The organism is Myroides sp. C15-4 (assembly GCF_050522745.1).
Classification (GTDB): Bacteria; Bacteroidota; Bacteroidia; order Flavobacteriales; family Flavobacteriaceae; genus Flavobacterium.
In genome coordinates this window covers 57577-84130 of sequence record NZ_JBMVQX010000010.1, presented here as the reverse complement: position 1 = coordinate 84130, position 26554 = coordinate 57577, and the positions used below count along the sequence as shown (strand labels likewise).

25 protein-coding genes are annotated in these 26554 nt (G+C 37.2%); 8 read left to right on the top strand and 17 right to left on the bottom strand.

The features are described 5' to 3' along the window. Positions 1–21: 21 nt before the first annotated feature. Together bshC and ACPDHL_RS06905 are read right to left on the bottom strand one after the other, a co-directional pair. A complete protein-coding gene (gene bshC, locus ACPDHL_RS06910; RefSeq protein ID WP_430532054.1) occupies positions 22–1611 on the bottom strand; it encodes a bacillithiol biosynthesis cysteine-adding enzyme BshC in 1590 nt (529 codons plus the stop codon). 101 nt (positions 1612–1712) lie between these two features. Beyond that, positions 1713–3617, bottom strand: coding sequence for a gliding motility-associated C-terminal domain-containing protein (locus tag ACPDHL_RS06905; protein WP_430532053.1), 1905 nt, complete (start codon positions 3615–3617; stop codon positions 1713–1715). 136 nt (positions 3618–3753) lie between these two features. On the opposite strand from ACPDHL_RS06905, the gene ACPDHL_RS06900 reads away from it, so the two are divergent. Further along, positions 3754–5952, top strand: coding sequence for a B12-binding domain-containing radical SAM protein (locus tag ACPDHL_RS06900; protein ID WP_430532052.1), 2199 nt, complete (start codon positions 3754–3756; stop codon positions 5950–5952). Here ACPDHL_RS06900 and ACPDHL_RS06895 read toward each other — a convergent pair. The 11 genes from ACPDHL_RS06895 to ACPDHL_RS06845 all read right to left on the bottom strand — a co-directional run bounded on the left by ACPDHL_RS06895 (position 5949) and on the right by ACPDHL_RS06845 (position 16414). Then, positions 5949–6173 carry an SdpI family protein gene (locus tag ACPDHL_RS06895; protein ID WP_430532051.1) on the bottom strand — a complete coding sequence of 75 codons (225 nt, stop codon included), beginning with the start codon at positions 6171–6173 and terminating at the stop codon, positions 5949–5951. The two genes, ACPDHL_RS06900 and ACPDHL_RS06895, sit on opposite strands and share 4 nt — an antisense overlap. 122 nt (positions 6174–6295) lie before the next feature. After that, positions 6296–7222, bottom strand: coding sequence for an alpha/beta hydrolase (locus tag ACPDHL_RS06890; protein WP_430532050.1), 927 nt, complete (start codon positions 7220–7222; stop codon positions 6296–6298). Between the two features lie 2 nt (positions 7223–7224). Next, positions 7225–7803, bottom strand: a complete 579-nt coding sequence (locus tag ACPDHL_RS06885; RefSeq protein ID WP_430532049.1) for a hypothetical protein — start codon at positions 7801–7803, stop codon at positions 7225–7227. Between the two features lie 7 nt (positions 7804–7810). Then, a complete protein-coding gene (locus ACPDHL_RS06880) occupies positions 7811–8392 on the bottom strand; it encodes a hypothetical protein (RefSeq protein WP_430532048.1) in 582 nt (193 codons plus the stop codon). A 32-nt stretch (positions 8393–8424) separates the two neighbouring features. After that, positions 8425–8706, bottom strand: coding sequence for a DUF2089 domain-containing protein (locus ACPDHL_RS06875; RefSeq protein WP_430532047.1), 282 nt, complete (start codon positions 8704–8706; stop codon positions 8425–8427). Positions 8707–8999: 293 nt separating this feature from the next. After that, entirely contained in the window at positions 9000–9347 is a 348-nt protein-coding gene (locus ACPDHL_RS06870; RefSeq protein ID WP_430532046.1) for an SdpI family protein, read from the bottom strand. 298 nt (positions 9348–9645) lie between these two features. Continuing rightward, positions 9646–10176, bottom strand: a complete 531-nt coding sequence (locus tag ACPDHL_RS06865; protein WP_430532045.1) for a TlpA family protein disulfide reductase — start codon at positions 10174–10176, stop codon at positions 9646–9648. A gap of 8 nt (positions 10177–10184) precedes the next feature. After that, positions 10185–11267 carry an efflux RND transporter periplasmic adaptor subunit gene (locus tag ACPDHL_RS06860; RefSeq protein WP_430532044.1) on the bottom strand — a complete coding sequence of 361 codons (1083 nt, stop codon included), beginning with the start codon at positions 11265–11267 and terminating at the stop codon, positions 10185–10187. A 23-nt stretch (positions 11268–11290) separates the two neighbouring features. Next, the gene (locus tag ACPDHL_RS06855) at positions 11291–14464 is read right to left on the bottom strand and encodes an efflux RND transporter permease subunit (protein WP_430532043.1); all 3174 of its coding nucleotides are present in this window, start codon (positions 14462–14464) and stop codon (positions 11291–11293) included. 12 nt (positions 14465–14476) lie between these two features. Further along, positions 14477–15862, bottom strand: a complete 1386-nt coding sequence (locus ACPDHL_RS06850; RefSeq protein WP_430532042.1) for a TolC family protein — start codon at positions 15860–15862, stop codon at positions 14477–14479. A gap of 132 nt (positions 15863–15994) precedes the next feature. After that, positions 15995–16414, bottom strand: a complete 420-nt coding sequence (locus ACPDHL_RS06845) for a hypothetical protein (protein ID WP_430532041.1) — start codon at positions 16412–16414, stop codon at positions 15995–15997. A gap of 419 nt (positions 16415–16833) precedes the next feature. Between ACPDHL_RS06845 and ACPDHL_RS06840 the strand changes: the two genes are divergently transcribed. Both ACPDHL_RS06840 and ACPDHL_RS06835 read left to right on the top strand, forming a co-directional pair. Then, on the top strand, positions 16834–17415 hold the full coding sequence (locus ACPDHL_RS06840) for a PH domain-containing protein (protein ID WP_430532040.1): 582 nt from the start codon (positions 16834–16836) through the stop codon (positions 17413–17415). Continuing rightward, the gene (locus ACPDHL_RS06835) at positions 17412–18923 is read left to right on the top strand and encodes a PH domain-containing protein (RefSeq protein WP_430532039.1); all 1512 of its coding nucleotides are present in this window, start codon (positions 17412–17414) and stop codon (positions 18921–18923) included. Before ACPDHL_RS06840 ends, ACPDHL_RS06835 begins: the two co-directional genes overlap by 4 nt. Positions 18924–18967: 44 nt before the next feature. On the opposite strand, the gene ACPDHL_RS06830 is transcribed toward ACPDHL_RS06835, so the two are convergent. The 4 genes from ACPDHL_RS06830 to ACPDHL_RS06815 form a co-directional block, all read right to left on the bottom strand. Next, on the bottom strand, positions 18968–19393 hold the full coding sequence (locus ACPDHL_RS06830) for an SRPBCC family protein (protein WP_430532038.1): 426 nt from the start codon (positions 19391–19393) through the stop codon (positions 18968–18970). A 70-nt stretch (positions 19394–19463) separates the two neighbouring features. After that, entirely contained in the window at positions 19464–20027 is a 564-nt protein-coding gene (locus tag ACPDHL_RS06825; protein ID WP_430532037.1) for a Crp/Fnr family transcriptional regulator, read from the bottom strand. Positions 20028–20067: 40 nt separating this feature from the next. After that, positions 20068–20805, bottom strand: a complete 738-nt coding sequence (locus ACPDHL_RS06820) for a DUF4369 domain-containing protein (protein ID WP_430532036.1) — start codon at positions 20803–20805, stop codon at positions 20068–20070. Positions 20806–20808: 3 nt separating this feature from the next. Next, complete coding sequence (locus ACPDHL_RS06815; RefSeq protein WP_430532035.1) at positions 20809–21132, bottom strand: YbaB/EbfC family nucleoid-associated protein; 324 nt, start codon at positions 21130–21132, stop codon at positions 20809–20811. A gap of 180 nt (positions 21133–21312) precedes the next feature. Here ACPDHL_RS06815 and ACPDHL_RS06810 point away from each other — a divergent pair, with 180 nt between their 5' ends. From ACPDHL_RS06810 to ACPDHL_RS06790, 5 genes are all read left to right on the top strand, one after another. Next, complete coding sequence (locus tag ACPDHL_RS06810; protein WP_430532034.1) at positions 21313–21630, top strand: GNAT family N-acetyltransferase; 318 nt, start codon at positions 21313–21315, stop codon at positions 21628–21630. Positions 21631–21640: 10 nt separating this feature from the next. Continuing rightward, positions 21641–22192 carry an NADPH-dependent FMN reductase gene (locus ACPDHL_RS06805; protein ID WP_430532033.1) on the top strand — a complete coding sequence of 184 codons (552 nt, stop codon included), beginning with the start codon at positions 21641–21643 and terminating at the stop codon, positions 22190–22192. Between the two features lie 147 nt (positions 22193–22339). Continuing rightward, positions 22340–22990 carry a GNAT family N-acetyltransferase gene (locus ACPDHL_RS06800; RefSeq protein ID WP_430532032.1) on the top strand — a complete coding sequence of 217 codons (651 nt, stop codon included), beginning with the start codon at positions 22340–22342 and terminating at the stop codon, positions 22988–22990. An 89-nt stretch (positions 22991–23079) separates the two neighbouring features. After that, complete coding sequence (locus ACPDHL_RS06795; protein WP_430532031.1) at positions 23080–25143, top strand: S9 family peptidase; 2064 nt, start codon at positions 23080–23082, stop codon at positions 25141–25143. A gap of 68 nt (positions 25144–25211) precedes the next feature. Then, entirely contained in the window at positions 25212–26246 is a 1035-nt protein-coding gene (locus ACPDHL_RS06790; RefSeq protein ID WP_430532030.1) for a PLP-dependent cysteine synthase family protein, read from the top strand. Positions 26247–26554 lie beyond the last annotated feature (308 nt).

Sequence of the window (26554 nt, the reverse complement as noted above, 5' to 3'; positions counted from 1 at the left end):
AGCTTTAAGCTTTGCGTTTTTTTATAGTTCGATGATATCGAAATCGTGTGATAAAGGTTTTAATTGATCAAATAGCTTTTGCAATAAGGTGTCGCCTGTCTCTTGATAGAATTGAGCGAAGTTGTAATAGCGTTCTTGTAGGCTATGCTTAGGAAACAATTCCAGTTGAATCGATAGGATTCGATCGAGGGTTTCCTTATTTTTTCTCTTTTCTGCTTTTTGCAAGCGCTTTTCTAAGTGATCCAGTCCTTTGAGCTGTTTTTTCTCTTGAGCATTTACGGCACCAATAAAAGAAGCATCGGTTTTTTTAGCAAGTATTCTCAATGCATCAAATTGTTGCTGTAAGCGTTGGCGTTGATTTTCAAAGTCAAAAGTAACATCAGATAAGGCCGCTGACTTGATGTTGAGCAAGGTTTCAGCAGAGGTGAACATATCAGCCCATGAGAGCTGTAATTTTTCCATTTTTTTTACTTGTTTTTCAGTGACAAGTAAAACAGAATTTCGTAATAACAGCATAGGAAAATCGACCTGATGCAAATCAAAAACTGGTTTTAATTGCAACCAATACGCTAATTCACCGCCACCACCAATATAACATAAATTAGGCAAGATGGTCTCTTGATAAAGAGGACGTAAAATAACATTGGGACTGAATCGCTCCGGGTGATTTTCCAGTTCCAAGAGAATTTCTTCTTTGGTGAACGAAAGTTTGGTATTATTGATCCTATACTGATTGTCTTCCCAGATAATTCGCTCGCGAAGGCCATCTTGAATATAAAATAAATTGATATCACGCGGTGTTACTTGTATAAAGTAATCTTGTAGAATACCATAGGTTTTTTCTACTTCTCGTATGGCGCTTTGCTGTAGTAACTCTTGTTGTACAGCAGGGGCAAATACTTTTTTTAATTGACAGTGATCTCCATCTACGATAACCAATCCATGGGTTTCAAATAACGTATTAGCTAAATAACGAGTAGCATCAGCTAGGTTGTCGTGTTGTAAATAGCTGGATTCGAATAGTTCTTTTAACTTCTTAGCATTCGTTCCCGCGTTTAATTGTCCTTTAAATACGTCAAAGACCTTGTCTAAAGTAGCGGTACTCAATCGGCCTACAGGACCTTTGCTTTCTTGATCCCAACAGATTTTTTTATCTTGGAAATAAAAGTGATTAATTTCTTCAAAATCGTGGTCTTCTGTGGCCATCCAATACACAGGAACAAAGTTATAGTCAGGATATTGTTGTTTTAATTGAACGGTTAAGTTAATAGTCGAAACAATTTTATACAAGAAATACAACGGACCTGTGAACAAGTTTAGTTGGTGTCCTGTTGTAATAGTAAATGTATTTTCCTCTTGTAAAAGTGCTATGTTTTGTAGTGTTGCAGCAGAAGGGGAAAACGTTTTATATTGTTCTAGTAACGCATCGTGTAGCACAAGGCGCTTTTCTTTAGAAAAATGGTTTTGCTTGGCTTGGAGTTGAAGTTTAAAATTCTCCAACGTTGGAAAATGTTGATATAAAGGTTTGATGTGTTCTTCTTGGTTGAGGTAGTCTACCATCAACTTGGAAAAGTAACCCGAATTTTGAAATGTAATAGTAGGTATATGCATAAGACACAAGGTCAATTAGAAAGTTTGTTTTAAAAAAAAAGTTTTACTAAAGCATAGTAAAACTTTTTAAGTATAGTAAAAATACGGTTTTATTTCAAATATTAATAGATTAATTCAATCCATCCGGTATAAACGCCAGTAAGTCCTTCGAAGTAATACCAGTAGGTACCGCTTGGTAATTTGCTATTGCCATTGGATTGTCCATACCATTCGTTTTTGTATCCTCCTTTTTTTGTGTATACTTCAACTCCGTAGCGATTGAAAATCTTCAAGTTGAGTACGCCATAAGGTGTTAAATCCCAGAAATCATTTTTCCCATCGCCATTAGGTGAAATTCCCTTGGGAATGATACAACCTTCTGTTGTAATGGTAAAGCTGTCTTCAAATGTACAATCGTTTAATGCCGGTAAATCATATTCTTTTTTGGCGTGAATGTATATTGTTTTTGGTCCATAGTATATATGGTCTGGATTATTACCTTCCAATGTTTCTCCTTCTGCATTTGCTTTTAAATAGTAGGAATACCCCTCTGGCAAATTAGGCAATGGATAAGGAGTACACGTAGTGCTTATTTGATTTTCTATTCTAAATCTCGGCATAGCGTTTAAGGTAATCTCGGAAAAAGTAAAACAGGTGTTATCGTCGCTGATCTTCACCGTAATGGTTTGCACTTGATCATAAGGAACCAGGTGTTTTGTTGGATCTTCAATTTCATTGCTCTCGTTTTCTGCCTCTTGACGACTGGTGAAAAACTGTAAATTAAATTTTTCTTTATCTTTATTTTGCAATAAAAAAGGAATGGTTTGATTCAGATTGTATTGAATTCCCGTTGCGGTTTCGATTCCACAAAGCTCAGAATAAGTAAGCGAAATCGGTTCGATTCCCAAATCATTGACTGTTAAGGTTAGTGTTGTTTCAGCAGAACATTTGTCATTGATATCCATGTGAATAACGATTTTTTGCCCACTAGTTATAAAGGCCGTAGGATTGGTTATTGGTCGCATTGCATCACCCACGGGTTCTAAATAGGTAAATGTAATGGGATTGATATGTCCTTCTGATAGTTGCTCCTCAAACTTCGTTAAATCGAAAGTAGCTACTTTTTTACCCTCTTTAATTTCTTGATAACACAACGCATCTTTTAACGCTTCTTCCGGTACTTTAGGTTGTTCGTTGGCAATTAGGGTAATTTCTATTGTTTTTACATAGAGCCCATTGCTTCTTTTAAATCGGGCGTAAATTTTCTTTGTGTGATCCTCTACACTTACAACATAAGGAGAAGGTAAACTATTTGTAGCATTGATATCTCTTGCATCGGTAATAGACTCAAAAAAATCAATGATAAAGGTATTGTTGATATTATTGATTTCATCTCTAATGAGTTGTAAATCAAAAGCTTCTTTTTTGTCGTGATCCAAATCACATTTTTCATACGTTTTCCCTAAGATATCACAGTTTAATACAGCATCTCCTCCAAATGAAAGAGTAAAACCTGCATCTTCTGGTGACCAGCGGTTGATAGCAATTAAAATTCCATCTCCCGGCTGCACATCGTAATAACGTACAAAACCAGGTACAGTGGCTGCGCCAGTTCCTGGCTGTACACCTGGTGCTTCGCATGTCATGGTTTCGGTTAGCGATAGCCCAATATCGTATAAACGAGTGTTTACTCCATCATTTTGAGATCCTCGGTCAGATAAACCTAAATTCGTAAAATCGGGATTTTGCCAAGAAGCAAAATCGTAATCAATAGGACCTTGTGGACTGATGGTGAAAGTAAAGGTACTCCCAGATTCTATTTCGACAAAAAACAAAGCAAGTGAACTCGTCAAAGGAGAGAATGGACCGCTACAACCCGTTAATAAGTCGTTGTAAATCGTGTTTTGAGGTGTTTCTCCTACGATTTCTTGATTTGAACAAATTAGGATAACATCCTCTGGATTTATTCTTTGAGAATATATTAAATTTGAAAATATTAATAGTACTAATAGATAAAAATTCTTCATAAGACTATTTTTTTTAAGTTATTGAATTGTAAATATAAGTTAAATTTAACTTAAAATAATGAGTGAGAATAGAAAAAAATAAAATATTATCTAGTGTGAAAAATTGTAGGTAATTTTGTTCTTCAAATTTTGTACTGTGCAAACAACCATTACTTTAATTACACCACCTTTTACACAACTGAATACACCGTATCCGGCGACAGCGTATATCAAGGGATTCTTGAATACACTAAACATTTCTAGTCACCATAGTGATTTGGGAATAGAAGTGATTTTGAAGCTTTTTAGCAAAAAGGGCATGACACGCTTGTTTGATCATATTCACTCCGTTGTGGAAGAGGTTAATGGAAATACGCATCGCATGTTGGCTTTGGAATCGGAGTATATTGCTACAATTGAGGCGGTAATTAAATTTTTACAGGGGAAAAATCCCACATTTGCACATACGATTATAAAAGAAGATTTTTTACCCCGTGCTTCCCGATTCGATCAGTTAGAAGAATTGGAATGGGCATTTGGATCCATGGGGATTCAGGATCAAGCCAAGCATTTGGCTACTTTGTATTTAGAAGATATCGCCGATCTTATTGTCGATACAATTGATCCACATTTTGGTTTTAGTCGTTATGCAGAGCGATTGGGAAGATCAGCGCATACATTTGACGAACTATATCACTCCCTACAGCAACCCTTAACGTTTATTGATGAATTAACGTTAGAGCTTTTAGCCCCTTTAGTGCAGGAATCTAACCCAAAAATTGTAGGGTTTTCAGTTCCTTTTCCAGGGAATCTCTATAGCGCCTTTCGTTGCGCCCAATGGATCAAGCAAAACCATCCCGAAATAAAAATTACCATGGGAGGGGGATACCCCAATACCGAACTCCGTTCGTTATCTGACGCACGTGTATTTGAATTTTTTGATTTTATTACGTTGGATGATGGTGAAGCTCCATTAGAAAACTTAATCCTACACGTAGAGGGAAAAATCGATCAAGCGGAATTGAAACGCACATTTATCTGTCAAGATAATGAGGTGCTCTACATCAATAACCCATTAAAACGCGATTATAAACAAGCGGAAGTGGGAACACCTGATTATTCCGATCTCAAACTCAATGATTATATTTCTGTCATTGAGGTTGTCAATCCGATGCATCGCATGTGGAGCGATGGGCGTTGGAATAAGTTAACCATGGCACATGGATGCTATTGGGGAAAATGTACGTTTTGTGATATCAGTTTAGATTATATTAAAATATACGAACCTGTTGCGGCCAAGTTAATTGTCGATCGCATGGAGACGTTAATTGAACAAACAGGCGAAACGGGATTCCACTTTGTTGATGAAGCAGCACCACCTGCTTTGATGCGTGAAGTGGCGTTGGAAATTATCCGAAGAAAAATTACGGTATCCTGGTGGACCAATATCCGCTTTGAGAAGAGCTTTACGCGTGATTTGTGTTTTTTGTTAAAGGCTTCGGGCTGTATTGCGGTCTCGGGTGGACTGGAGGTGGCGTCTGATCGCTTGTTGAAACTCATTGAAAAAGGAGTAACCGTTGAACAAGTGGCACGGGTGAATCGAAATTTTACCGAAGCTGGTATTCTCGTACACGCCTATTTGATGTATGGATTTCCAACACAAACAGCACAAGAAACCATCGACAGTTTGGAAATGGTTCGTCAGTTGTTTGAAGCTGGGATTATGCAATCGGGCTTTTGGCATCAATTTGCGATGACAGCCCATTCTCCCGTAGGAATGAATCCAGAAGAATATAAAGTCATTGCACAAAAAACAGAAGACAGTGCTTTTGCCAATAATGATGTGCCCCACGTAGAAATGAATGGAGCCATTCACGATAAGTTTTCCTTTGGCTTAAAGAAATCCTTGTTTAACTATATGCATGGCATGTGTTTGGATTGGCCGCTGAATGAATGGTTTGACTTCAAAGTACCCCGTACATCCATTCCACCTGATTATATTGCGACTTGCTTGGAAAGTGAGCTTTTGCCTACGTACAGAGGAAATCAAAAAATTATTTGGTTGGGGACGTATCCATATAAAGAGTATTTCGAGAAAAAGAAAAAAGGAAATGTTTTTGAGATGGTCAACCTCATCTTTTACACTAAGAATGATACGCTTACGGTTAGTCTGAATCGAGAAGAAGGAGACTGGTTTGCCGCTTTTATCGAAGAATTAAAGGGAAGTACCACGCAAACCAAGACCTACCAAGAGATGAAAAATAGTTTTGAAACTACTTGTTCTACGGATTTTGAACCCTTTTGGTATTCCAAGCCCGTACAACAGTTACGCGAAATGGCACTCCTTGTCGTTTAGTGCGACTTGTTTTTTTCGAATTGATATAAGCGCAGTTCAGTATAGGCAATTACGAGCAGTGTACCTCCAGTAATAGCAATCATATTCCATAGTTGAAAATGAGCCAGAGGAAAAATAGCAAAGTAAAATAGTACATTGACAAGGAGTATAACACTGCCCAAGATCAGCATATATTTACCACTTAATTTTTGAGCAAAATCCCAATTTTTTTGATTTTTCATGCTGCGCGGTGTGCGATACCCCACTGGACCAATATGTTTACATTTTGGCGTAAGTAATCCAACAAAAATGTAGATAACAGGTAAAAAAAGTAAGGAAAGAGACTGTCTGACATAAGCTTATATTAAGGCGTTAGAATAAAAGAAACAAGGGTTGAAACAAGTTCGGGATGTAGTGGAAAAGAAGGATCTCCATAGCTTTTCATATTATCTTCGTCTTTCTCTATTTGTTTTAAGACGTGATTCATATTTTTTAAAGTAGCGCGTTTAGCCTTGGGATTCGCTTGGCTCAATAAGTCTCCTTGTTTGACAGGAACTTGTAGATCTTTATCTCCATCAATAATCAGGACGGGTTGTTTTATTTTCGCTATTTCGACACTAGGGTCATATTGTATCCATGAAATTAGATAAGGTTGTACACTAGGACGATATAAAGCCTGAAGCATAGGAGGAATATTTTCTACCGTTTGCCCTTTTTTTAAGGCCGCATTGATTTCAATTATTTTGGTCCCTAAAGCGGGGAATTGTTGCGTGATTTGATCATAAATGATTTGATCAGCAGTTGTCCCTGGTCCTTGTAAGGAGACGAATTTTGTGACTTTGGCAGACTTGTTTGCTAGTAGATTAGCTAGTAAAGCACCCTCGCTATGCCCCACTAAGGTGATACGGGAATACTGAGAAGCAAAATAATCAACAATCAAAGCTAAGTCAGCTACGCCATCTTCGAAGCGTCCATCTTCTTCTTTGATTTGATTGGCTTTCATTTGCGCAATAAGGCGTTTATCGTAGGTAAAAACATCCAGTTGGTGAGCAGTTAGTGCTGTCGCTAGCATTTTATAAGAATTGCCTTTTATTCCCATATAGTTATTGCCATTGCGATTGGTTGGTCCCGATCCAGGTACAATAATAACGAGATTTTCGTTGTGGGTCGTTGTAGTATATAGATCACCTAGTAACTGCGGATCAATCGCAATTTCTTTGACCGTAGGTGTCTGTGCAAAGCCTAGCATCGCACTGAATAAAAAAATGAAAAAATAAAGTAATGCTTTCATAATTAATATAAGGTTGTTAAGATTGGGGTACACAGTTCAACACAAATAACAAGTAGGACAAATAAAATGAGGTGTACCTTCTTTTTTAGATGCGTTGCTGTTTTGAATCCTTGATAGAGGTATCGACCAAAGCATATAAATAGGATAACAAAAATTGAAAAGAGCGCTAGACACAGAAAGATCGTTAGGGCAACACCAATGGTTTGTTTTTGTATGCTGTATATCTCATTGAGTTCATCGCTTTTTTTTAGTAAATATCCCAAGGGAATTAGGAGTAAAGGAGATAGCAATACCTTTGCTACAAGTACGGTGTTGAATATATCGATCCATCGGGTTTTAGAATTAATGAAGTAACCTAACGCAAAAAGGGCTAAAGTCAACAGTAGGGTTGCAATTCCAAAATCACCTAGTATTTGAGAAAAAGTAGGTTGACTCGATACATTTTCGATTTGGAAGGTAGAGAAAAAGCGAATTGATGTGCTTAATTGTACGAAGCAACCGACTAAAGCTAGGCTAAGACCTACAAGTAAGAGCCTATTTTCTTGTCCATAGGTGAAAGGTTGTAGTAGTACTCTTTTCATGTTTGCGTTAGTATAAATAAACCAGAAATTTGCTTATTGTTTCAGCTATTAATACGGCTACAATAAGTAATACATGGTGAGAGGCCTGTTTGGAATTCGTCGCATTTCGGTATCCTCTATAGAGCAAGAACCCCATAAGAACAATGGCTGTAAGAGTTATTAAAGCACCTAGTCCAAAGATCAAGAGGTTGATAACAGGGAGGTCTTTGATCGCCATGGGGTTATGCAAATTGGCTAGTAAGAAATCAGTGGTCTCGAGTTGGATTCCTCCAATATTAACAAACAGTGAAAAATAAAAAGGGATTCTACAAATGAGTGCTACATTGAGAATATCAATAAAACGAGCTTTGGTTGGTAAAAAACGCGAGAGTAAAAACAGGGTAACAGTTAAGCAAAGTATATTTACTATATTGTCTAATAGCGGTTGATGCCATTTTATTTGAGAGGTAAGATGCATATCTAAAACGCCATCGAATCGCGTATTCGTCAAAAAAGCAAAAAAGGATCCAGCAAGTAAAAAAAGGGTCCCAATCAACAAGAGTTTGGTTTCTTGAAGGGTTTCAAAAGGTTTTGTAATTGCGGTTTTCATAAAGTTGGTCGTTGTGTTGGTTAGTAGTTAGTTTATTGATCTTGTAGTTTTTTAATATGCTCAATCATATCGTCTAATTTATTTCGCACTGTTGGATAGCTGATGTTCATTTGTTGTGCCATTTGTTTCAAACTACCACTGTAAAGAAAAAACTGCAAAATAAAGTCTTGCTCCTCTTGAGTTAATTGAGAGAGTAGAGGAAGATTAAATTGCCCGCCTACGGTTGTTTCACAACTTTCACAAGCTAATTGCGTAACGTGTAATTTATTATTACAACTCGGACAATGAGTAGGTAATTTGTGTTTTGTTTTCAAATTGTTTAATTTTATTAAAGGCTAATTTAATAAAATTTAGTTTAAAGTGAAAATTATTTTAAAAAAGTGAAGTTTTTTTATGGTTAACAGCCTAGTGCTGTTAACAGTCAACAATAAAAAAGGTGTGAACTACCTGTAAGTCCACACCTTTTTTAACGTAAGTAAAATAATATTATTTATAAAAAACCTCTTTCTTGACTAATGTAGTAGTAGTGATTTAAAGCAAAGTAAATGTTTTTCTGGCTGTTGTAATCGTTAGCACAAGAAAGAGGAAGAAATAATAATAATTGAAATTATTTTTGAATATAGTTTTGGTTGATTTTCTGATCTAATTTTTCCAATACAGTTTCTGTATGGATAATAGTATACAAAACACAAAAAATATTAGCGGTAATCATGATCGCTTGTTGTGTTGGTAAGGCGTATTCAAATTGCGTTAGCGTAAAATTCAAACAAAGTAAGAATGCACTTGCAGCAATTAAAGAAGAACTACTTGTTCTTTGCGCTACGCGCCAATGTTTATCATCTTTAATAGCATTGTGACTTCTATACCCCACAAGATGCACTTGTTTATAATGAAACAGAAGATTTATGAAACCTATACTACCGAGTAGAATAGGAAATAAATATAGAATCGTCATAATGAATCGTTTTTGTTGTTGTTTGGTATTTGCTAAAATAAACAAAAAATTAACTTAAACTTAATATTTAGAGGTAAAAAATGAGAATTATTTGTTTTTCAACAAATTAAGTTATAACTGCTTCTTTATTCTTTTGTTTTTAGTTAAGAGATGTTTTTATTATTGTTAATTCAATGGAAGTAAGTAATTAATGTTAGAAGTGTTTTTAGTAGAAGGGATAAAAACTTTTTTTATGCTATAAAAAAAGGCCCACTGACAAGCAGTGAGCCCCAAATATAACTATTTGAAAACAATGAATTTACAGTTTTAAAACTTGTTCCATGAATTGCTCTACCTCTTCTGAGGCAAAGTCAACTCCCCCGACAATACGCTGAATCATATTGCCTTTCTTATCAAAGATAATCGTCGTTGGGATAGAAGAACCTAGATAGGTACTAGAGACCGATGTAGCTGGAATGTAAATAGGGAGGTCTAATTTTCGTTTCTCCATAAAAGCTTTCGCTTTTTCGTAGTTTCCATCTACATCGACTAAAAGAAAGACTACATCTTTTCCTTTCATTTTATTTTTTAAGGTTTCAATAGACGGCATCTCCTTGATGCAAGGAGGACACCAGGTAGCCCAGAAATTGACAAATACGACTTTGCCTTGTAATGAACTCAAGGATACTTTTTTTCCAGTAGCATCGATAAAAATAGCATCAGTTGTAGTTGTGTTGACTTTTGGCGTAGGGTTTTGCTGAGCCAAAGCCTGAGAGGAGCTTCCTAACCCTAGCGTAATTGCCAAGGCAATGCCCCAGATGGATTGTTTGATTTTTTGTAGTAGTTGCATGTGTAAAATTATTTTTTTGCGTTTTTCATATCTTCTGAAGGTTTATCAATCACGAGATCGGAAGCGTGTAATGCGCCGAAAACCTCTGTAATTGTATCCATTTGCACCCCCAATTCAACGGGGATTCTCGCTAATTCATCTCCTGTTTTCTTAGTGATGACAAAATTACCAGATTGTGTATTGAGGATGCTTTTTGTCGCTACCCAAAGTGTTGGTTGTTTGCGTTGCAACTCCACTTTGACCTGAGCGTAATCTCCTCCTTGTAACTTGCGCTCTTTGTTGTCTAGATCAAATTCTAAAGTAAGAGATCGATCTTGTGGGTTTAGCACGCCAGAAGATCGCGACAGTTTTGCAGTAAAAATTTCTCCAGGAAATGAACTAATGGCAAAGGTAGCGATGGCCGATTCTGGAATAGCTCCTGCGTGTTTTTCAGGAATTGACAAGGTGAGGCGTAGTTTGTCATGCTGTGCCAGTTCAAAAATGGGCTGGTTGGATGTATTCCCTACCAGTGAGCCTGTAGATAAGTTTCGCTGAGTGATAATCCCATCAAAAGGAGCAACAATGCGCAGATAATCTTGTAATTGATTGGACTGTGCTGTGCTAGCTTTCGCGGATTCAAAAGCCGATTTTGCACTGTTCATCGAACTCTGTGCACGATCCAATTCTACTTGAGCCACTGCACCTGTTGTTTTGGAAGCCTCAACCAATCGATCGTACACTTGTTTAGCTAAGAGGTAATCACTATGGGCTTTGTCCTGAATCGAACGGTCGGATAAGGCTCGTTGATTCATCTCAGGTGCTTCTAAAAGCGCTAATAATTGTCCTTTTTTGACATAATCTCCTCGATCTACATACAGCTGTTTGATAAAACCACTAACCTTGGCGTGTAAAGCCACTTGTTCATATGGTTTTATTTCTCCAGGTACGGTGATGGAATACGAAGGATTTAATTCGCGTATCGGAGAGGTACGCAAGTCAAGTGTCGTTTTGGGTTTTGTTTCTGTTGTTTCTACTGGTGTATGGTCTTTACAAGCTATTGTTAAAACAGCACTTCCCAATACAACACTAGATAAAATGAAATATCGTTTCATAATTGAGCTATTAAAAATCAAAATTAAGGGGTTTCAAGTGAGTGAAATTTACTTTTTGGATCATCGGGATCTAAGGATGGATCTACTACTGTTGCTTTGTTCATTGTTGAGGTAAAGAAATGAGGAAGTAGAAGTAGAATGGTTACTGTGGAGGCGATTAAACCACCAATAACAGCTTGCCCTAAGGGAGCTACTTGTTCTCCGCCATCTCCTAAACCTAATGACATGGGTAACATTCCCGCAACCATCGCTGCTGCTGTCATCAATACTGGACGCAATCGAGAAGATGCAGCCAAACGAGCGGCATTTACTGTGCGCAATCGCATGTCCTTGCGGTAGTATTCGGCCTGATTGATCAATAAGACAGCATTGGATACGGAAACACCAATGGACATAATAATTCCCATATAAGATTGTAAATTCAATGTACTTCCACTGAGGGATAAGAGAATTAAACTACCTGCAATTACTGCGGGCAATACAGATAAAATAACTAAAGGAAGGCGGAAGGACTGGTAATAAGCGGATAACATTAAATAGATCGTAATAACCGCAACACCTAAACCAATTAATAAATTACCTAGTGTTTCATCCAAGAGGTTTAAGGTTCCCTCCGTCCATACAATCGTTCCACGAGGAGGTTCTCCTACATTGGCTATGGCCTTTTTCACTGCTTTGGATGCTGTCCCTAAATCTTTATCATGAATATTGGCAATAACCGTCACATAGCGATTAGGTCCTTTTCGATTCACTTGAGCCGCTTCATTGACCATATTTACGGTAGCCACATCTTCTAGTATGGGACGTAAACTACCTTTTTTTAATGGAATAGCTTTTAGTTTTTCTACGTTGTCAATAGTACCTTCTGGAATTTGAACTTGTACTTGGAAGACTAAACCTGAATTGGGATCTACCCATAAGTTTTTATCGGTATAACGCGAGGATGAGGTTGCCGTTGCTAAGCTTCGGGTAACATCGCTCATGGTTAGACCAAATTGGCCTAACAAATCTCGGTTCACCTCAATTTGCAAGGTGGGATAATCCAGTGGTTCTGCAATTCGAATATCGCGCAAATAAGGAATTTCCTTTAATTCTTGTTCGATTTTTTTGGCGTGATTTTCAGCCATTTTGATCTGTCTAGCACCTACTTTAACCTCAATAGGCGTCATAGCACCTTGACCCATGATTTTTTCAACCAATTCCATCGGTTCAAAGTTGATCAAAACATCGGGTCTGTTTTCGCTGACCTTGGCTCTGATTTGCTCTTTTAATTCCGCAATAGATCCCGTGTATACTTGTTGGTCAATAGCTACTTGTAACACAGCTTCGTGTGAAGCATTGGTAAATAAGAAAATAGGGTTAATCGGCGTTCCTGAAGGGTGCATGCCCACAAAAGAAGAGGTAATGGAAATCCCGTTTTCTGGGAGTACAGCCGCAATATCGCTAATGATATCTTTTACAATTTCTTCTGTTTTTTCAATTCGACTGCCTTGAGGTGCTTCAATTCGAATTTGGAAATCACCACTGTTTGAAGTAGGCATAATATCTGTTCCTATAAATTGCAATAAAAAGGCAATACACCCAACTGCAACTACTACATAACCAACAAAGAGGACCGCTGATCTTTTGTGCCAAACACGGATAACTTGGGAATAACGCAAACGGAATCGCTCAAAGAATTTGCGTTGTCTTTTGGTTTTCTTGTCGTAAATCTTCAGGTGTTTGTTCTTCATTAACCAGTTGGCTAAAATGGGAACAAAGGTTTGTGAAGCCAAGAACGAAAAGATCATAGCAAAGGCAACCGCTAACGATAGGGGCATAAACATATCTCGAGGAATCCCTGTCATAATAAACGCAGGAGTTAATACCGCGAGAATACAAAGTAAAATGAGTAATTTGGGAATGGAAATCTCCAATAAAGCATCTAAAATAGCCTTAGCTTTGGATTTTCCCATCTCAAAATGCTGGTGAATATTTTCAATGGTCACCGTGGCTTCATCGACGAGAATTCCTATGGAAAGCGCTAGCCCACTTAATGTCATGATGTTGATGGTCTGGCCCATAAAGTATAAGGCAGCAACAGCGGATAAGATGGCTACAGGTATGGTCAAGATTACAATAATGGCTCCACGGGTATCCCCTAAGAATAAGAAAATCATTAATCCTGTAAATAAAGCACCTAAAATTCCTTCGTGAATCAAATTCGTCAAGGAGCGCTCAATGTATTTGGATTGGTCAAACTCATAGCGAATGGAAACATCTTCAGGAAGTGTATTTTCCAACATCGGCAAAGAAGCTTTTAGATTTTTTACGACATCGATGGTAGAAGCATCTGCTTTTTTGATAATAGGCAAATAAACAGAACGCGTACCATTGATTAGAGCATATCCTGTGGTTTGATCCGCGGCATCAATCACTTGGGCAACATCTTTGACATAAATAGTTCGATCTGCTGTTGTGCGTATTGGAGTCTGAAGGAAAACCTCAGGATTCGTGGCAATTGAATTGATTGGAGCCATGAAGTTTTGATCGCCAATGCGCAAATTTCCAGCAGGAGAAGGATGGCTATTTTTAGTAATCGCCAACGTAATTTCTTCTGGACTTAATCCATTGGCTTGCATGGCGTGTGGATCAATATTGACAATAATTGAACGCACGTTTCCACCAAAGGGAGCTGGAGCTGTTACCCCAGGGATTTCAACAAACATCGGTCTAATTCGAGTTTGAACCATGGTTTGTAATTCTGTAATAGAACGCTGCGGGCTTTCAAAGACTAGTTGCCCCACGGGGAGAGAACTACCATCAAAGCGAACTACCATTGGCGGTACGGCCCCAGGAGGTAAGAACCCCATCGCTCGGGATACTTGGGTTGAAACTTCTCCAGCCGCTTGTGCCATATCCGTTCCTGGATAAAAAGAAAGCTTCATCAAGGTCAAACCTTGAACACTTTTAAAATCAATGTTTTGTACCCCTCCAACAAAGAGTAATACTTTTTGAAATTCATTCGCCATAAAACCGTCCATATACGCAGGTGAAAGCCCTCCATACGGCATGGCAATATAGATGGATGGAAGTTCTATTTCGGGGAAGATATCGACATTGATTTTCTTAATAGAATTAATCGATAAGAATCCTAAAGCCACTACAATAATAAGAATGACTATAGGTCTTCTTAAGGCAAATCTGATAAGATTCATAAGGAGTCTATATTATAAGTTAGTAAATAAAAAGTCGAAATTAGCTGTTAGTGTTGCTGCCGTAACAAGTTGTAACCAATAGTGTTGCGTTGCTTCAATATGTGTTTTTTCCGCTTGTTCTAGCAGTTGTTGAATCTGCAGCAATTCTGTCAAGGTAATTAAACCGCTTTTATAGCGCGCCATGTACATGGTATACGCTTGCGTGGCTTGTTCTACTGCCTGATAGCTTTGTGTGAGCTGTTGGCTTTGCTCTTGGATCTGAATTTGACTCGCTTCAATATTAGCATGCAATGCCTGTTCATAGGCCGTATACTTTTTGTCTGCGCTTTCCGCTTGTTTGTTTAGCGCTCGTTTTTTGTGTTGATTCGTAACAAGAGAAGAAAAATTCCAAGTTAATCCAATACCTACTAAGTAGTTATCAACAGAATTAGAAAAACCATCCTTCCATTTATCTGAAACGGTTTCCGTTTGAATACCCGTTCCTCTAAGGGCATACCCGCCTAGTAGCTTGACGCTAGGTAGTGAGGCACGAGCAATAGATTTGCTACTGTGCTCAAAATAAGAGGCTTGTTGTTTGTACTGTTGTAAAACAGGGTGCTCCGAGTCAGTTGTTGCTTCAAGAGTTGAATCGTGTTGAAGTGCAGGTGTAAGAAAGTGTTGCACCGCTATAGAATCAATTGGAGCTAAGGATTCACCTACAAGCTCCACTAAAGAAATATGAGCGGCTTGTTTGGTACCTGTCCAAAAGTTTTGTTGTCCTGCTGCCTGTAAGTAGGACGCATGAGCCAGTAAATTATCCGCTTCAGGTTTTAAGCCTGACAACGCTAAACTGCTGGTGATCTCTTCAATATTTTTTAAACGAATGGCATTTTTACGCATCCATTCGTAATTAGCAGTAGCATATAAATTTTTAATATGACGATAGGCTAATTCTTTTTTGAGCTCTACCTCATAAATATCCTTTTGAGCTAACGACTGATTGTATTGTGCAGTAGCCGCTTTGTTTTCTTGGGCTTGTTTTCCAAAGGCAAAAACCTCCCATTCCACGACTGCCGAGCCAAATGTATTAAATGTTTGATCACTTCCCTCGAGTAAATTGGGGTTTCCACTGACGTTAAAAAAACCAGGTTGTGGAAAAAATGCCCCATTACTCCCCTCAAAAGTTCCATAAGAATTTTGAGCTTGAAATTTTAATTGAGGTAAAGCTTGACTTTTTACGGCTTGTTTTTGGCTAGCTGTGGAAGCTACTAATGCATTTTGTGCCTGTAAACCAGGATAATTATGCTCCACTTTTTGCCAGAGGCTACCCAAGGTTAATGCCGGGCGTTCTTGTGCCTGTACCATCATGCCTATACAGGTTAACCACAACAAAGTAGCCGAACGAAAATTCGTTTTCATGAAAAATAGAATTGAAGAAGATCTAGGTATAGATCTCTTGGTTGTTGAATTGTTTTAACGCTAAATGACAGCTAATGTATAGGAGAGCTCTTGATAGCTTACCCTAAACAAATCTGTATCAAACGACAACAATCAAATTCTAAGATTCTGAAACTCGATAAATAGGGGCAGTTTGCCCTGAAGTTGGGAAGTATCTTTGTATAAAGGGTGATGGTTTCTATCACCAGTTATGCGAAAACCAAAGAAGAAAAATAGAAAAGTAGAAACGAAAAGCGCGATAAAAGGATTCGTAAGATCCCATCCTGCTTGTTGTAAAAGCGTGGTATTGTCATCCTGTACAACATTTTGCTGACAACTGCGTTCTGTTACTGTAGTCTGTTTTTTTGCTTTATTGGATTTTGTAGTCTGTTCTATAGCCACAGTGTCATTATGGAGTAAATGAGCTAAGCTAGTTTGCATCGAACAAGTAGAGAAAATAAGCCATACTGCACAAAATAAAGCCAGCGCTTTGTACGTTTTTTGTCGTGTGATATGTAATGTATTTATTTTCATCTAAGGACAAACATAGAATATTTCAAATATAAATACAACATTTTTTTGGTTTAAGTGCTGAATGTAATACATCAAGCGTGAAAGATTAAATAAGAGGCATGAAAGATTAAATCCAAGTGTTTAGATCCCCTCACTTTTTTGGTACACATTTTGTTAAGTATAAAAAGAAACAACAACAAATACGCGAACCGATGGTTTGAAGAAACAAGGAAAACAAAATTCCTTGACCTTACAGCTTTAGTATAAGGTAGAGGTCTTACAAATTAAACGTTGCGAAACAGTTTTAATTCTATATCTATAAATCAATTTTGGAAAAATAGTCATCATCTTATATGGTGGCTATTTTTTTTGTTTAAGCAAGTGTTAGTAGGATCAAGCGGAAAAAGAATATATTTGTTTTATTAATTTGCCTATTTCTTATGGAGACCTTTACGAACCAACAGATTAAAAATACCGCATTGCCTACTACAGTTGCTGTACAATTTGAACCCTTACATGCGAAATACAAAAATGTAATGCTGATCACAACACTTATCTTAACCTTAGTATTGATTGCCTTAGGTGCCACTGGATTTTATTTACCACTAGAGGATGAGCAAGCCTTGTTAGTAGCATATAAAGAAGTAGTCCTAGCGATCAGTATTGTATTTGCTGTAGCAATGGCTGTTTTAAGAATGGCAGGTGTTAATAAAAAAGGATATGTAGTTCGAGAACACGATATTATTTATAAAACAGGTCTAATTAATCAAAAGCAAATTACCATTCCATTCAATCGCGTGCAGCATGTGGAAATTTATGAAGGGTTTTTATTGCGTCTTTTTGGTTTGTGCCAAATCGAGTTTTTTACCGCAGGTGGAAATTTTGGGGATTTGAAAATTCCAGGTTTACCCATACAAGAAGCGGACAAGATCAAGGCTTTTGTCATTGAACAAGTATTGCCATCAACAAAAGAGGAATTTGTGTCTGCTGAGGGAACTAATCTTAATACGGAAAACGAATGAATTTCTATGTTCCAAATAAGCAAGCACCCATAGGGATAGTCGTTAATTTTGTCTATGGATTACAGAAATTTGTCCGTGCTTTTTTTCCGCTTTTAATTTTAATTCTCTTGCGTGTAACCAAAGGAGAATGGGCAACAGCTTTGATTTGGATTGCTGTAAGTGTCGTGTTTTTTCTCGCTTTAGTATTTGTTGTCGCCTATTTGAATTACCGCAATTTTACTTTTCATATTGAAAAGGATACAGCCTCTTTTGTCGTTCAAAAGGGAATTCTAAATAAAACTAAAACAACGATTAAACTAGCTAAAATTCAGCAAGTAAATATCAATCAATCTTTTATCAATAAATTGTTGGGAATCTATTCGATCGAAATAGATTCGGCAGGTAGTGCGGCAAAAGAAGGAACCATTACATCGGTTTCTCACGAAGTGGCCCAAGCATTAAAACAGACCTTACTCACCTATAAAGAAAATTTAGCCCAATCAACAGAAACAGCAATAGATCCATTAGTTGAACACACAGGAGATTCGCCTAAAAACGTTCGACATATTAGCATAGTAACGCTATTGAAAGTAGGAGCAACAACGAATTATCTCTATACCATGGGGATTGTCTTGTTGTTTGCAAATTCACTGGTATACGAAGGGTCTAGGTTTTTTGGGGATTCAATTGACGATGAGGCTATTGACAATTTCTTAGAGGAAAGCGTAACGTTATATGTGGGAATAGTTGTGATGTTATTTTTCTTAGCAGCTATTTTTATTGCCAATATTATCCGCACTGTTGTTAAGTTTTACAACTACAAAGTCGTGGTGCAGCATGAAAGCTTGTTTTTATCTTACGGATTACTACAAACAAAAAGTACAATCATTAAACCTTCACGTGTGCAGCTGGTGAAAATTGTTCGCAATTACTTTCAAAAAGTATGGGGGATCGCTGGATTTAAAATTCATCAAGTTTTTGGGAAAGAATCGTTTAACAAGAAAACAGCACTAGAAATCCCAGGTTGTTCCAACGAAGAAACCAAGGAGTTTTTTGATATGATTTACAATAAACCCCTTGAAATGGAAGGTATAACACTTAAACACAACTATCGTTTTTTTGGTTTTCGCTTTTTCTTTTTGGTGTGTATCCCTATTGTACTCTTCTTGTTGTTGATTTCCGATACGGTAGAAAATACGTGGAAATTTTCCAGTGCAGCCACTTATTTTATCGTGGTAACTTTATTGATATGGCGCTATTTCAGAATCGGACGACTGATTATTACGCCAAATTTTATCCTTGTAAAATCGGGCGCATGGGATATTACCCATACCATCCTAGAACCACATAAAATTCAAAAAATAGTAGTGTCCCAATTAGTATGGCAAAAATCAGCCAATGTAGGGAGCTTAGCCTTGTATACCGCAGGTGGAATTGTACATTTTAATACCTCCGATTACAAGCAACTTCAACACCTAAAAGATCAATGGTTATTTACCATAGAAAGCGAAAATAAACATTGGATGTAGGGGGATAGTTGACAGTTAACCGTGGTAAACCGTATACCAATACACTATTTCACTGTCTCCTTTTCAATAAAATCTTTGAGGGAGCAATTCATCAAAATAAAACCAGGTAAGGTTTCTTTCTTTAGTTTCTTTTTTAAGAGGGGAACTAATAGTCCGTTGAAGTTTTCTCCTTGGATAAACAGACATTTATTTTCGCTAAGGGGGATGATTTCAAAATAATGATACCCATCAAAAAGACCTTTTATCCCTAGTTTTCCTAACCAAGCAAATTTTTTATAAGGGGTGCAGATTTGAACAATAGGGGAAAAGCGCATCTTTTGAATGGTTACTTTTAACTGTTGACCAGGTTTGGCTATTCCTTCAATGTTCGAAATGAAAGGATTCCATGTAGCATAGTGCTCAAAGTCAAGTAAGACATTCCAAATGCGTTCGGCACTGGCCTTAATTTCTATTTGTGTAACAAGTTTCATCTGTATTATTTTTTACACAAAGATCCAGGCTTTTAAAATGAAGTCTCTTGATATAAATCAAGAAAAGGTCCTATCTCTTCTTGCGCCTTAATCGGCTCAGGGTTTCGGGTGTCATTCCCAATAGGGAAGCGATGTATTGATGAGGGACGTGATTGAAGAGATATTCAAAATGCTGACAGTAGGAGTGATAGCGCTCTTCACTATTTTGAGATAAGAACTGAAAGATTCGATTTTCCATTAAATCAAAACAATGACCAATAAACATCTTTTCTTTGAGGTGCCAATCGGAAATTTCGTGTTGCAGTAAGGCATAATCAGCTTTCGAAATAGAAAGCAAGGAAACGGGAGATAAAGTTGTTAGATTCCATTTGGCTGGATGTTGAAAAAGCCAAGAGGCTAAATCTGTAATAAAATATCCCGGATAACTAATCCATTGGGTGATTTCTTTACCATCCGAATCTGCATGTGCTCGAATATAACCATCGGTGAGAAAAAAAAGGTGATTGGCTTGTTTGCCGACTTCTAATAAAGGGGTGTTTTTGGCATAGGTATGCGCAACAAAATACCGAGAAGCTTGTTGGGCTTCTTGATCTGACAAATGGAGAATCGCCTGAAGAGAACCTTGTAGTGACATAAAAAAAATTGTCCTTTTGGATTAAAAGGACAATTTACAATTATTCGTTTGCTTTCGCTTCTTCTTTTTTTCTTTCTTGGATGAATTCATTCAAACTCTTTCCGTATTTGTGATTTACTATCTCAGGAGATAAAGAGTTATAAATGGTGTCCAAGTATTTGATGTTGCGGTCATAAAGCTCTGTAAGAGCAATATAAGGCGCTACGTCAGAGTTTTTATTGTTTAAAGCAAAGTTGATTGCATTTAAAAACAAACGTCCCGTTAGCTTCTTGTTTACATTTTGTAAGCTGTCTAAGCTCGCTGCATTATTTGTTTTTTGAGCTTCGAAAAGGGCCACATACAAATCATTTTGACGATCAGTAATCAACGTTCTCGATTTTAAATATTCATTGTATAGATCATTGCTTTGTGATCCACTTACTTTCGCATCCTTATAAAAGTTTTTTAATGTTGTTTCAATAGTCATCGTACCCGGTTCTGCGAAAAATCCCAGTTGATTGTCTATGGAACTACTGTGTCCACGATCCAAAGATAAAAACAACATTTCTGGTGATTCTAAGTGGTGTTTAAACGTAAAATCTGCCGATTTACCATCAACAACCAGAGAATCAAGTACAACAAATGTCGTGTCTTGTACGTGGTATAGAAAAACTTTTCCCTGTTTTAAACCGTCAACCTTTCCCGTAATTGTTAAGTTTTCAGTGCCTTTTGTGTCTTTGCCACACGCAGCAAAAAGGGAAGTAATTACTAGAACTGCACCTAAATATTTTCTTATCATATACTATTTAAATAAATCTAAACCAGGAATATTAGGCATACCATCTTTAGCTGCCGCAGCTAATTCTGCTTCGTGAATAGTTGTTGCTTTTTCAATCGCTCTATTCAATACCATAACAAGGTAATCTTCTAATTGTTCTTTATCCTCCATTAATTCATCAGCAATAGAGATAGAACGAATAGTTCTGTTTGCCGTTAACGTAACGTGAAGCAATTCATCATTACTCTTGTCATCAATTAGAATAGTATCTAATCTCTTTTTCGTCTCTTCAATTTTAGCTTGGGTTTCTTGTAATTTACCCATCATTCCCATCAAATCGCCAAACATAATATATACATTAAAATTTTCTGGGACAAAAATAGTATAATCTTTTCAAGTTTTATGTCAAAAGTAAGGGAAGACCAAATAAATTTTATACTCACTAGAACTGAAAATTAATGTACATTAAGGATTGTCATTTTTATAATGCGTATTTTTGGTGGTATACGATTCATAAATACTAAAAATATGAAAGAAGAGTTTTTAGCTTTAGCTGTACAACAGAATACGGCAACTAATAGATTTGAATTAACAGTTGACGGACATACCGCTTTTATTGATTATAAAGAAGATGGAGAACGCATGCATCTGATTCATACGGAAAGTCCAGAGGCTCTTGCAGGACGTGGTGTTGCAACAGCTTTGATTGAAAAAACACTGCTGTTCATCGAAGCGCATAATAAAATGGTGATGCCTTATTGTCCCTTGGTTTTTGCTTATATTAAAAAACATCCCGAATGGAAGAGATTGGTTCATCCCCGTTTTCCTGCCTATGATAAACTATAAAAAAAAGAGAATGGAAAAGAAAAAAAAAGTAATCGGATTTGGAGCAAGTATTTCTTCCACATCCATCAACAAAAGATTAGCTGCTTATGCGTTGGGTTTTTTTCAAGAAGATGAGGTTGAATTGGTCGATTTAAATGATTTTATAGTTCCTGTTTTTTCCGTGGATTGTGAAAAAGAAAATTGCCCAGAAGCGGTAAAAGCTTTTTTAGCCAAATTGAAAGAAGCGGATGTATTGATTTGTTCCATGGCAGAGCACAATCGCAATTGGACGACAGCATTTAAAAACTTATTTGATTGGTGTTCGCGATTGGACTTGAAACTACTGCAAAATAAACCGATGTTGTTGTTGTCTACTTCACCTGGTGGATATGGCGCACAAAATTCATTGAATATCGCTAAAACTATCTTTCCCGCTTTCGGAGGAAATATAGTAGAAACCTTCGCATTACCTAAATTTCACGAGAATTTCTCCACAGAAGAAGGGATTATTCCCGCCGAATTACGCGATGCATTTGAAAACACAGTTGCACAATTCAAAGAAAAAATAAAAGAAGTAAACTAAATATACAAAAGAGATAGGCTAGACCCTATCTCTTTTTTTGTTAGGATGCTGTTAAAAATATATTCATCCCCCAAAAAGTATGAATATATTTGAATACGCTATATAACGATGAAAACAAATACAATCGTCCAAACAACACGCTAAATTATGTCTCAATCTCAGTCACACCCTGCATCGTCTGTGATGTCCAAAACTTCAACGCTTCCGTCTTTTGACTTTGCCCAAGAGTATGTTTTAGAAAATGATCGCGTTAAACTGATTCCTTTAAGTGAAAAATATGCTGCAGATTTGCTGTATTATGCGTTGCATGAATCGGATATCTGGCACTATTCTTCGGATAAACCTACGACTAATGAAAATATGATCCTCTATATCAAAGCGGCTTTGGCCATGCGAAAGGAGAAACAAGGCTATGCATTTGTGGTATGGGATAAAAAACAAAATAAAATTGTCGGCTCCACACGTTACTATCGCATGGATTTACGCAATAAAGTAAGTGCGATTGGCTATACGTGGTATGGTAAATCTGCTCAAGGAACAGGTGTCAATAAAAACTGCAAGTATCTGCTGTTTGAATTTTTATTTGAAAAAGCTCAATTTGAACGTGTAGAGTTTGAAGCAGATCATGAAAATAAACGAAGTTTAGCGGCTATCAAAAGTTTGGGGTGTACGTTAGAAGGGGTTTTGCGAAAAAACAAAATCAGAACCGATGGCACTAGAAGAGATAGTGCCGTTTTTGGTCTGCTAAGAGAAGAATGGTTGAAGGAAACCAAGAAAAACCTACAAGCAAAATTGTAAAACAGCACTAATTGTACCGAGAAAACTAAGCAGTGAAATCTTGGGGAAGCCCATTAAAAACTAGTATTTTTGTACTTTAAATAAAAAAAATGAACGAATCTATTCAAGCTCCAGTAGCAAAAAAAATAGCGCATGAACTAACCGCGCACCAGCATACCCGAGTAGACCATTACTTTTGGTTGAATGACAGAGAAGATAAAGAAGTATTGGCCTACTTAAACGAAGAAAAAGCCTATTATCAAGCCGCTACTCAACATACGAAACCCCTACAAGAAGCTTTGTTCCACGAGATGAAAAATCGCATCAAAGAAGACGATTCTTCAGTGCCTTATTTTTATAATGGGTATTACTACATTACTCGTTTTGAACAAGGAAAAGATTATCCAATTCACTCGCGTAAAAAGGGAAGTCTAGAGGCAGCAGAAGAAATTATGTTCGACTGTAATGAGATGGCTGCTCCTTATGCATACTTTCACTTGAGGGGAATTACAGTATCAGAAGACAACCAATGGGTTGCTTATGGCGTGGATACGGTTTCTAGAAGGGAATATACCCTTCACGTTAAAAACTTGATAACTGGAGAAGTACTAGACTTAGCTATTAGCAATACAACGGGAGCTTCTACTTGGGCAAGTGACAATCGTACGCTTTTTTATTCCCGTAAAGATGCCGTAACCCTGCGTTCAGATAAAATTTACAGCCATGTTATCGGAACTTCTTTAGCAGAGGATGTCTTAGTATATCACGAGAAAGATGATACATTCGACACCTTTATCTACAAAGAAAAATCGAGAAAGTATTTGGTTATCGGAAGTGAAAGTACGCTGACAAGCGAATATCGCATTGTAGAAGCGAACAATCCGACAGGTGAATTTAGAATTTTTCAAAAAAGAGAAAGAGGCGTAGAATATGGGATTTCTCATTATGGCGATCGCTTTTATATCTTGACCAATAAGGATGATGCCGATAACTTTAAATTAATGTCTTGTCCAGAAACACAAACATCAAGTGCACATTGGGAAGAATTAATCCCACACCGCGAGGATGTGCTGTTGGAAGGAGTGGATATTTTTAAGGATTATTTGGTCATTTCAGAGCGATCAAATGGATTGCCTCATATTAAAATCCAACCGTGGAAAGAAGGTGAACAAGCGTACTATTTACCTTTTGAGAGCGAAACCTATAACGCACAAGCACAGATTAATGCTGATTTCGAGACTGAAAAGTTTAGATTTGTTTATCAATCGTTGAATACGCCTTCTTCTGTGATTGATTTTAATATGCGTACCCAAGAAAAAGAAATCTTGAAAGAACAAGAAGTATTGGGTGACTTTGATAAAAACAACTATAGCGAGGAGCGAATTTGGGCTACAGCCAAAGATGGGGTGAAAGTACCGATTTCGATGGTGTATCGAAAAGGAATGGAACGCAATGGATCGAATCCTTTTTTGTTGTATGCGTATGGATCCTATGGGATTACCATGGAACCTTATTTCTCAACTACGCGTTTGAGCTTATTGGATCGCGGTTTTGTTTATGCTATCGCTCACGTTCGCGGAGGAGAAGATATGGGACGCGATTGGTACGAAGACGGTAAATTATTAGTAAAAAAAAATACATTTACCGATTTTATTGCTTGTTCGGAATACGTGATTGAACAAGGGTACACCTCCAATAAACACCTATTTGCTGAAGGAGGTTCTGCTGGAGGAATGTTGATGGGGGTAATCGCTAACGAACGCCCTGATTTATATCAAGGGGTAATCGCACAAGTTCCTTTTGTCGATGTAGTCACAACAATGTTGGACGACAGTATTCCGTTGACAACAGGAGAATATGACGAATGGGGAAATCCAAATGAAAAGGAATATTATGACTATATGTTATCCTATTCTCCCTACGACAATGTAAAAGCACAAGCTTATCCAAATATGTATATCTCAACAGGATTACACGATTCACAAGTGCAATATTGGGAGCCTGCGAAATGGGTAGCCAAATTGCGAGCTATGAAAACCAATGACAAGCAGTTGTTTTTTGACATCAATATGGATACTGGACATGGAGGAGCTTCAGGGCGCTTCGAGTCGCTAAAAGAAGTGGCTAAAGAGTTTGCTTTCATGTTTGACCTCGAAGGTATCCAATACGAATAAAAACGAATTAATTCATACCTTTGTTTAGAATGCATGCTGTTCTAAATGCAGTAAAAATAAATTGAAAAATGAAACAAGAAATCCAAGCTTTTGATAATGTGATTTCACTTGTAGGACAAACGCCTCTAGTGAAATTAGAGAAGGTTACTGCTTCATTGGCAGGACATTTTTATGGAAAAGTAGAAGCTTTTAATGCAGGGCAATCGGCAAAAGATCGAATTGCACTGCATATTATTGAAACAGCTGAGAAAAAGGGAATACTAAAACCTGGTGGAACAATCGTAGAAACGACTTCGGGAAATACAGGATTTAGTATTGCGATGATTAGTGCAATCAAAGGATATAAATGTATTCTTTCCGTTAGCGATAAATCTTCGCCTGATAAGATTGATATGCTAAGAGCTATGGGAGCGAAGGTATATGTTTGTCCAGCAAATGTAGCAGCAGATGATCCGCGTTCGTATTACGAAGTGGCGAAACGCGTACACCAAGAAACCCCTGGGTCAATCTATATTAACCAATATTTCAATGCGTTAAATACAGAAGCACATTATTTGTCAACAGGACCTGAAATTTGGGAACAAACCAAAGGACAAATCACTCATTTTGTATGTTGTTCAGGAACGGGAGGAACCATCTCGGGAACTGCACGTTACCTGAAAGAGAAAAACCCAAATATTAAAGTATTGGGTGTGGATGCATATGGATCTGTACTAAAAAAATACCACGAAACAGGTGAATTAGATCCCAATGAAATCGCTCCTTATAAAATTGAAGGACTAGGGAAAAATTTAATCCCCTCTGCTACGGATTTTTCCGTTATTGATCAGTTTGTGAAAGTAACAGATAAAGATTCAGCTTTAGTTGCAAGAGAATTAGCTCGTACGGAAGGATTATTTTTAGGCTATACCTCTGGAGCAGTACTACAAGCAACTCGCTTGTATGCGGCACAAGGAATGTTTGATGAACATAGTGTGGTGGTTATGTTATTCCCAGATCACGGATCTCGCTATATGAGTAAGATTTATAGTGATGAATGGATGCAACAACAGGGATTTCTCGATGAGAGCGAACCAAAGAATGAAATAAACTACATCAAGTAATAAAAGAAAAGGCTGTTTTGAATCAAAACAGCCTTTTTACTTTCAGATTAAGGGGTTATCAGAAAGAAGTCGAGATAGTCTAAACTAGTTGGACTTTTTACTTTTCCTTTCGATGTAATTACACGAAAAGCCTTCTATTTTATTGTGTTTTTTAGTTTAAAGATTAAACAAATGTAGGTAAAAAAAATAAATAAAAAACGAATAAGCTTTTAAAAGTTGTTAAAAAAGTGTATTATTCTCTTTTTGTGATCTATTTGAACAAAAGATTATTTTTATCAACTAAAAAGTGTGCTTTCTTATTGATAAAA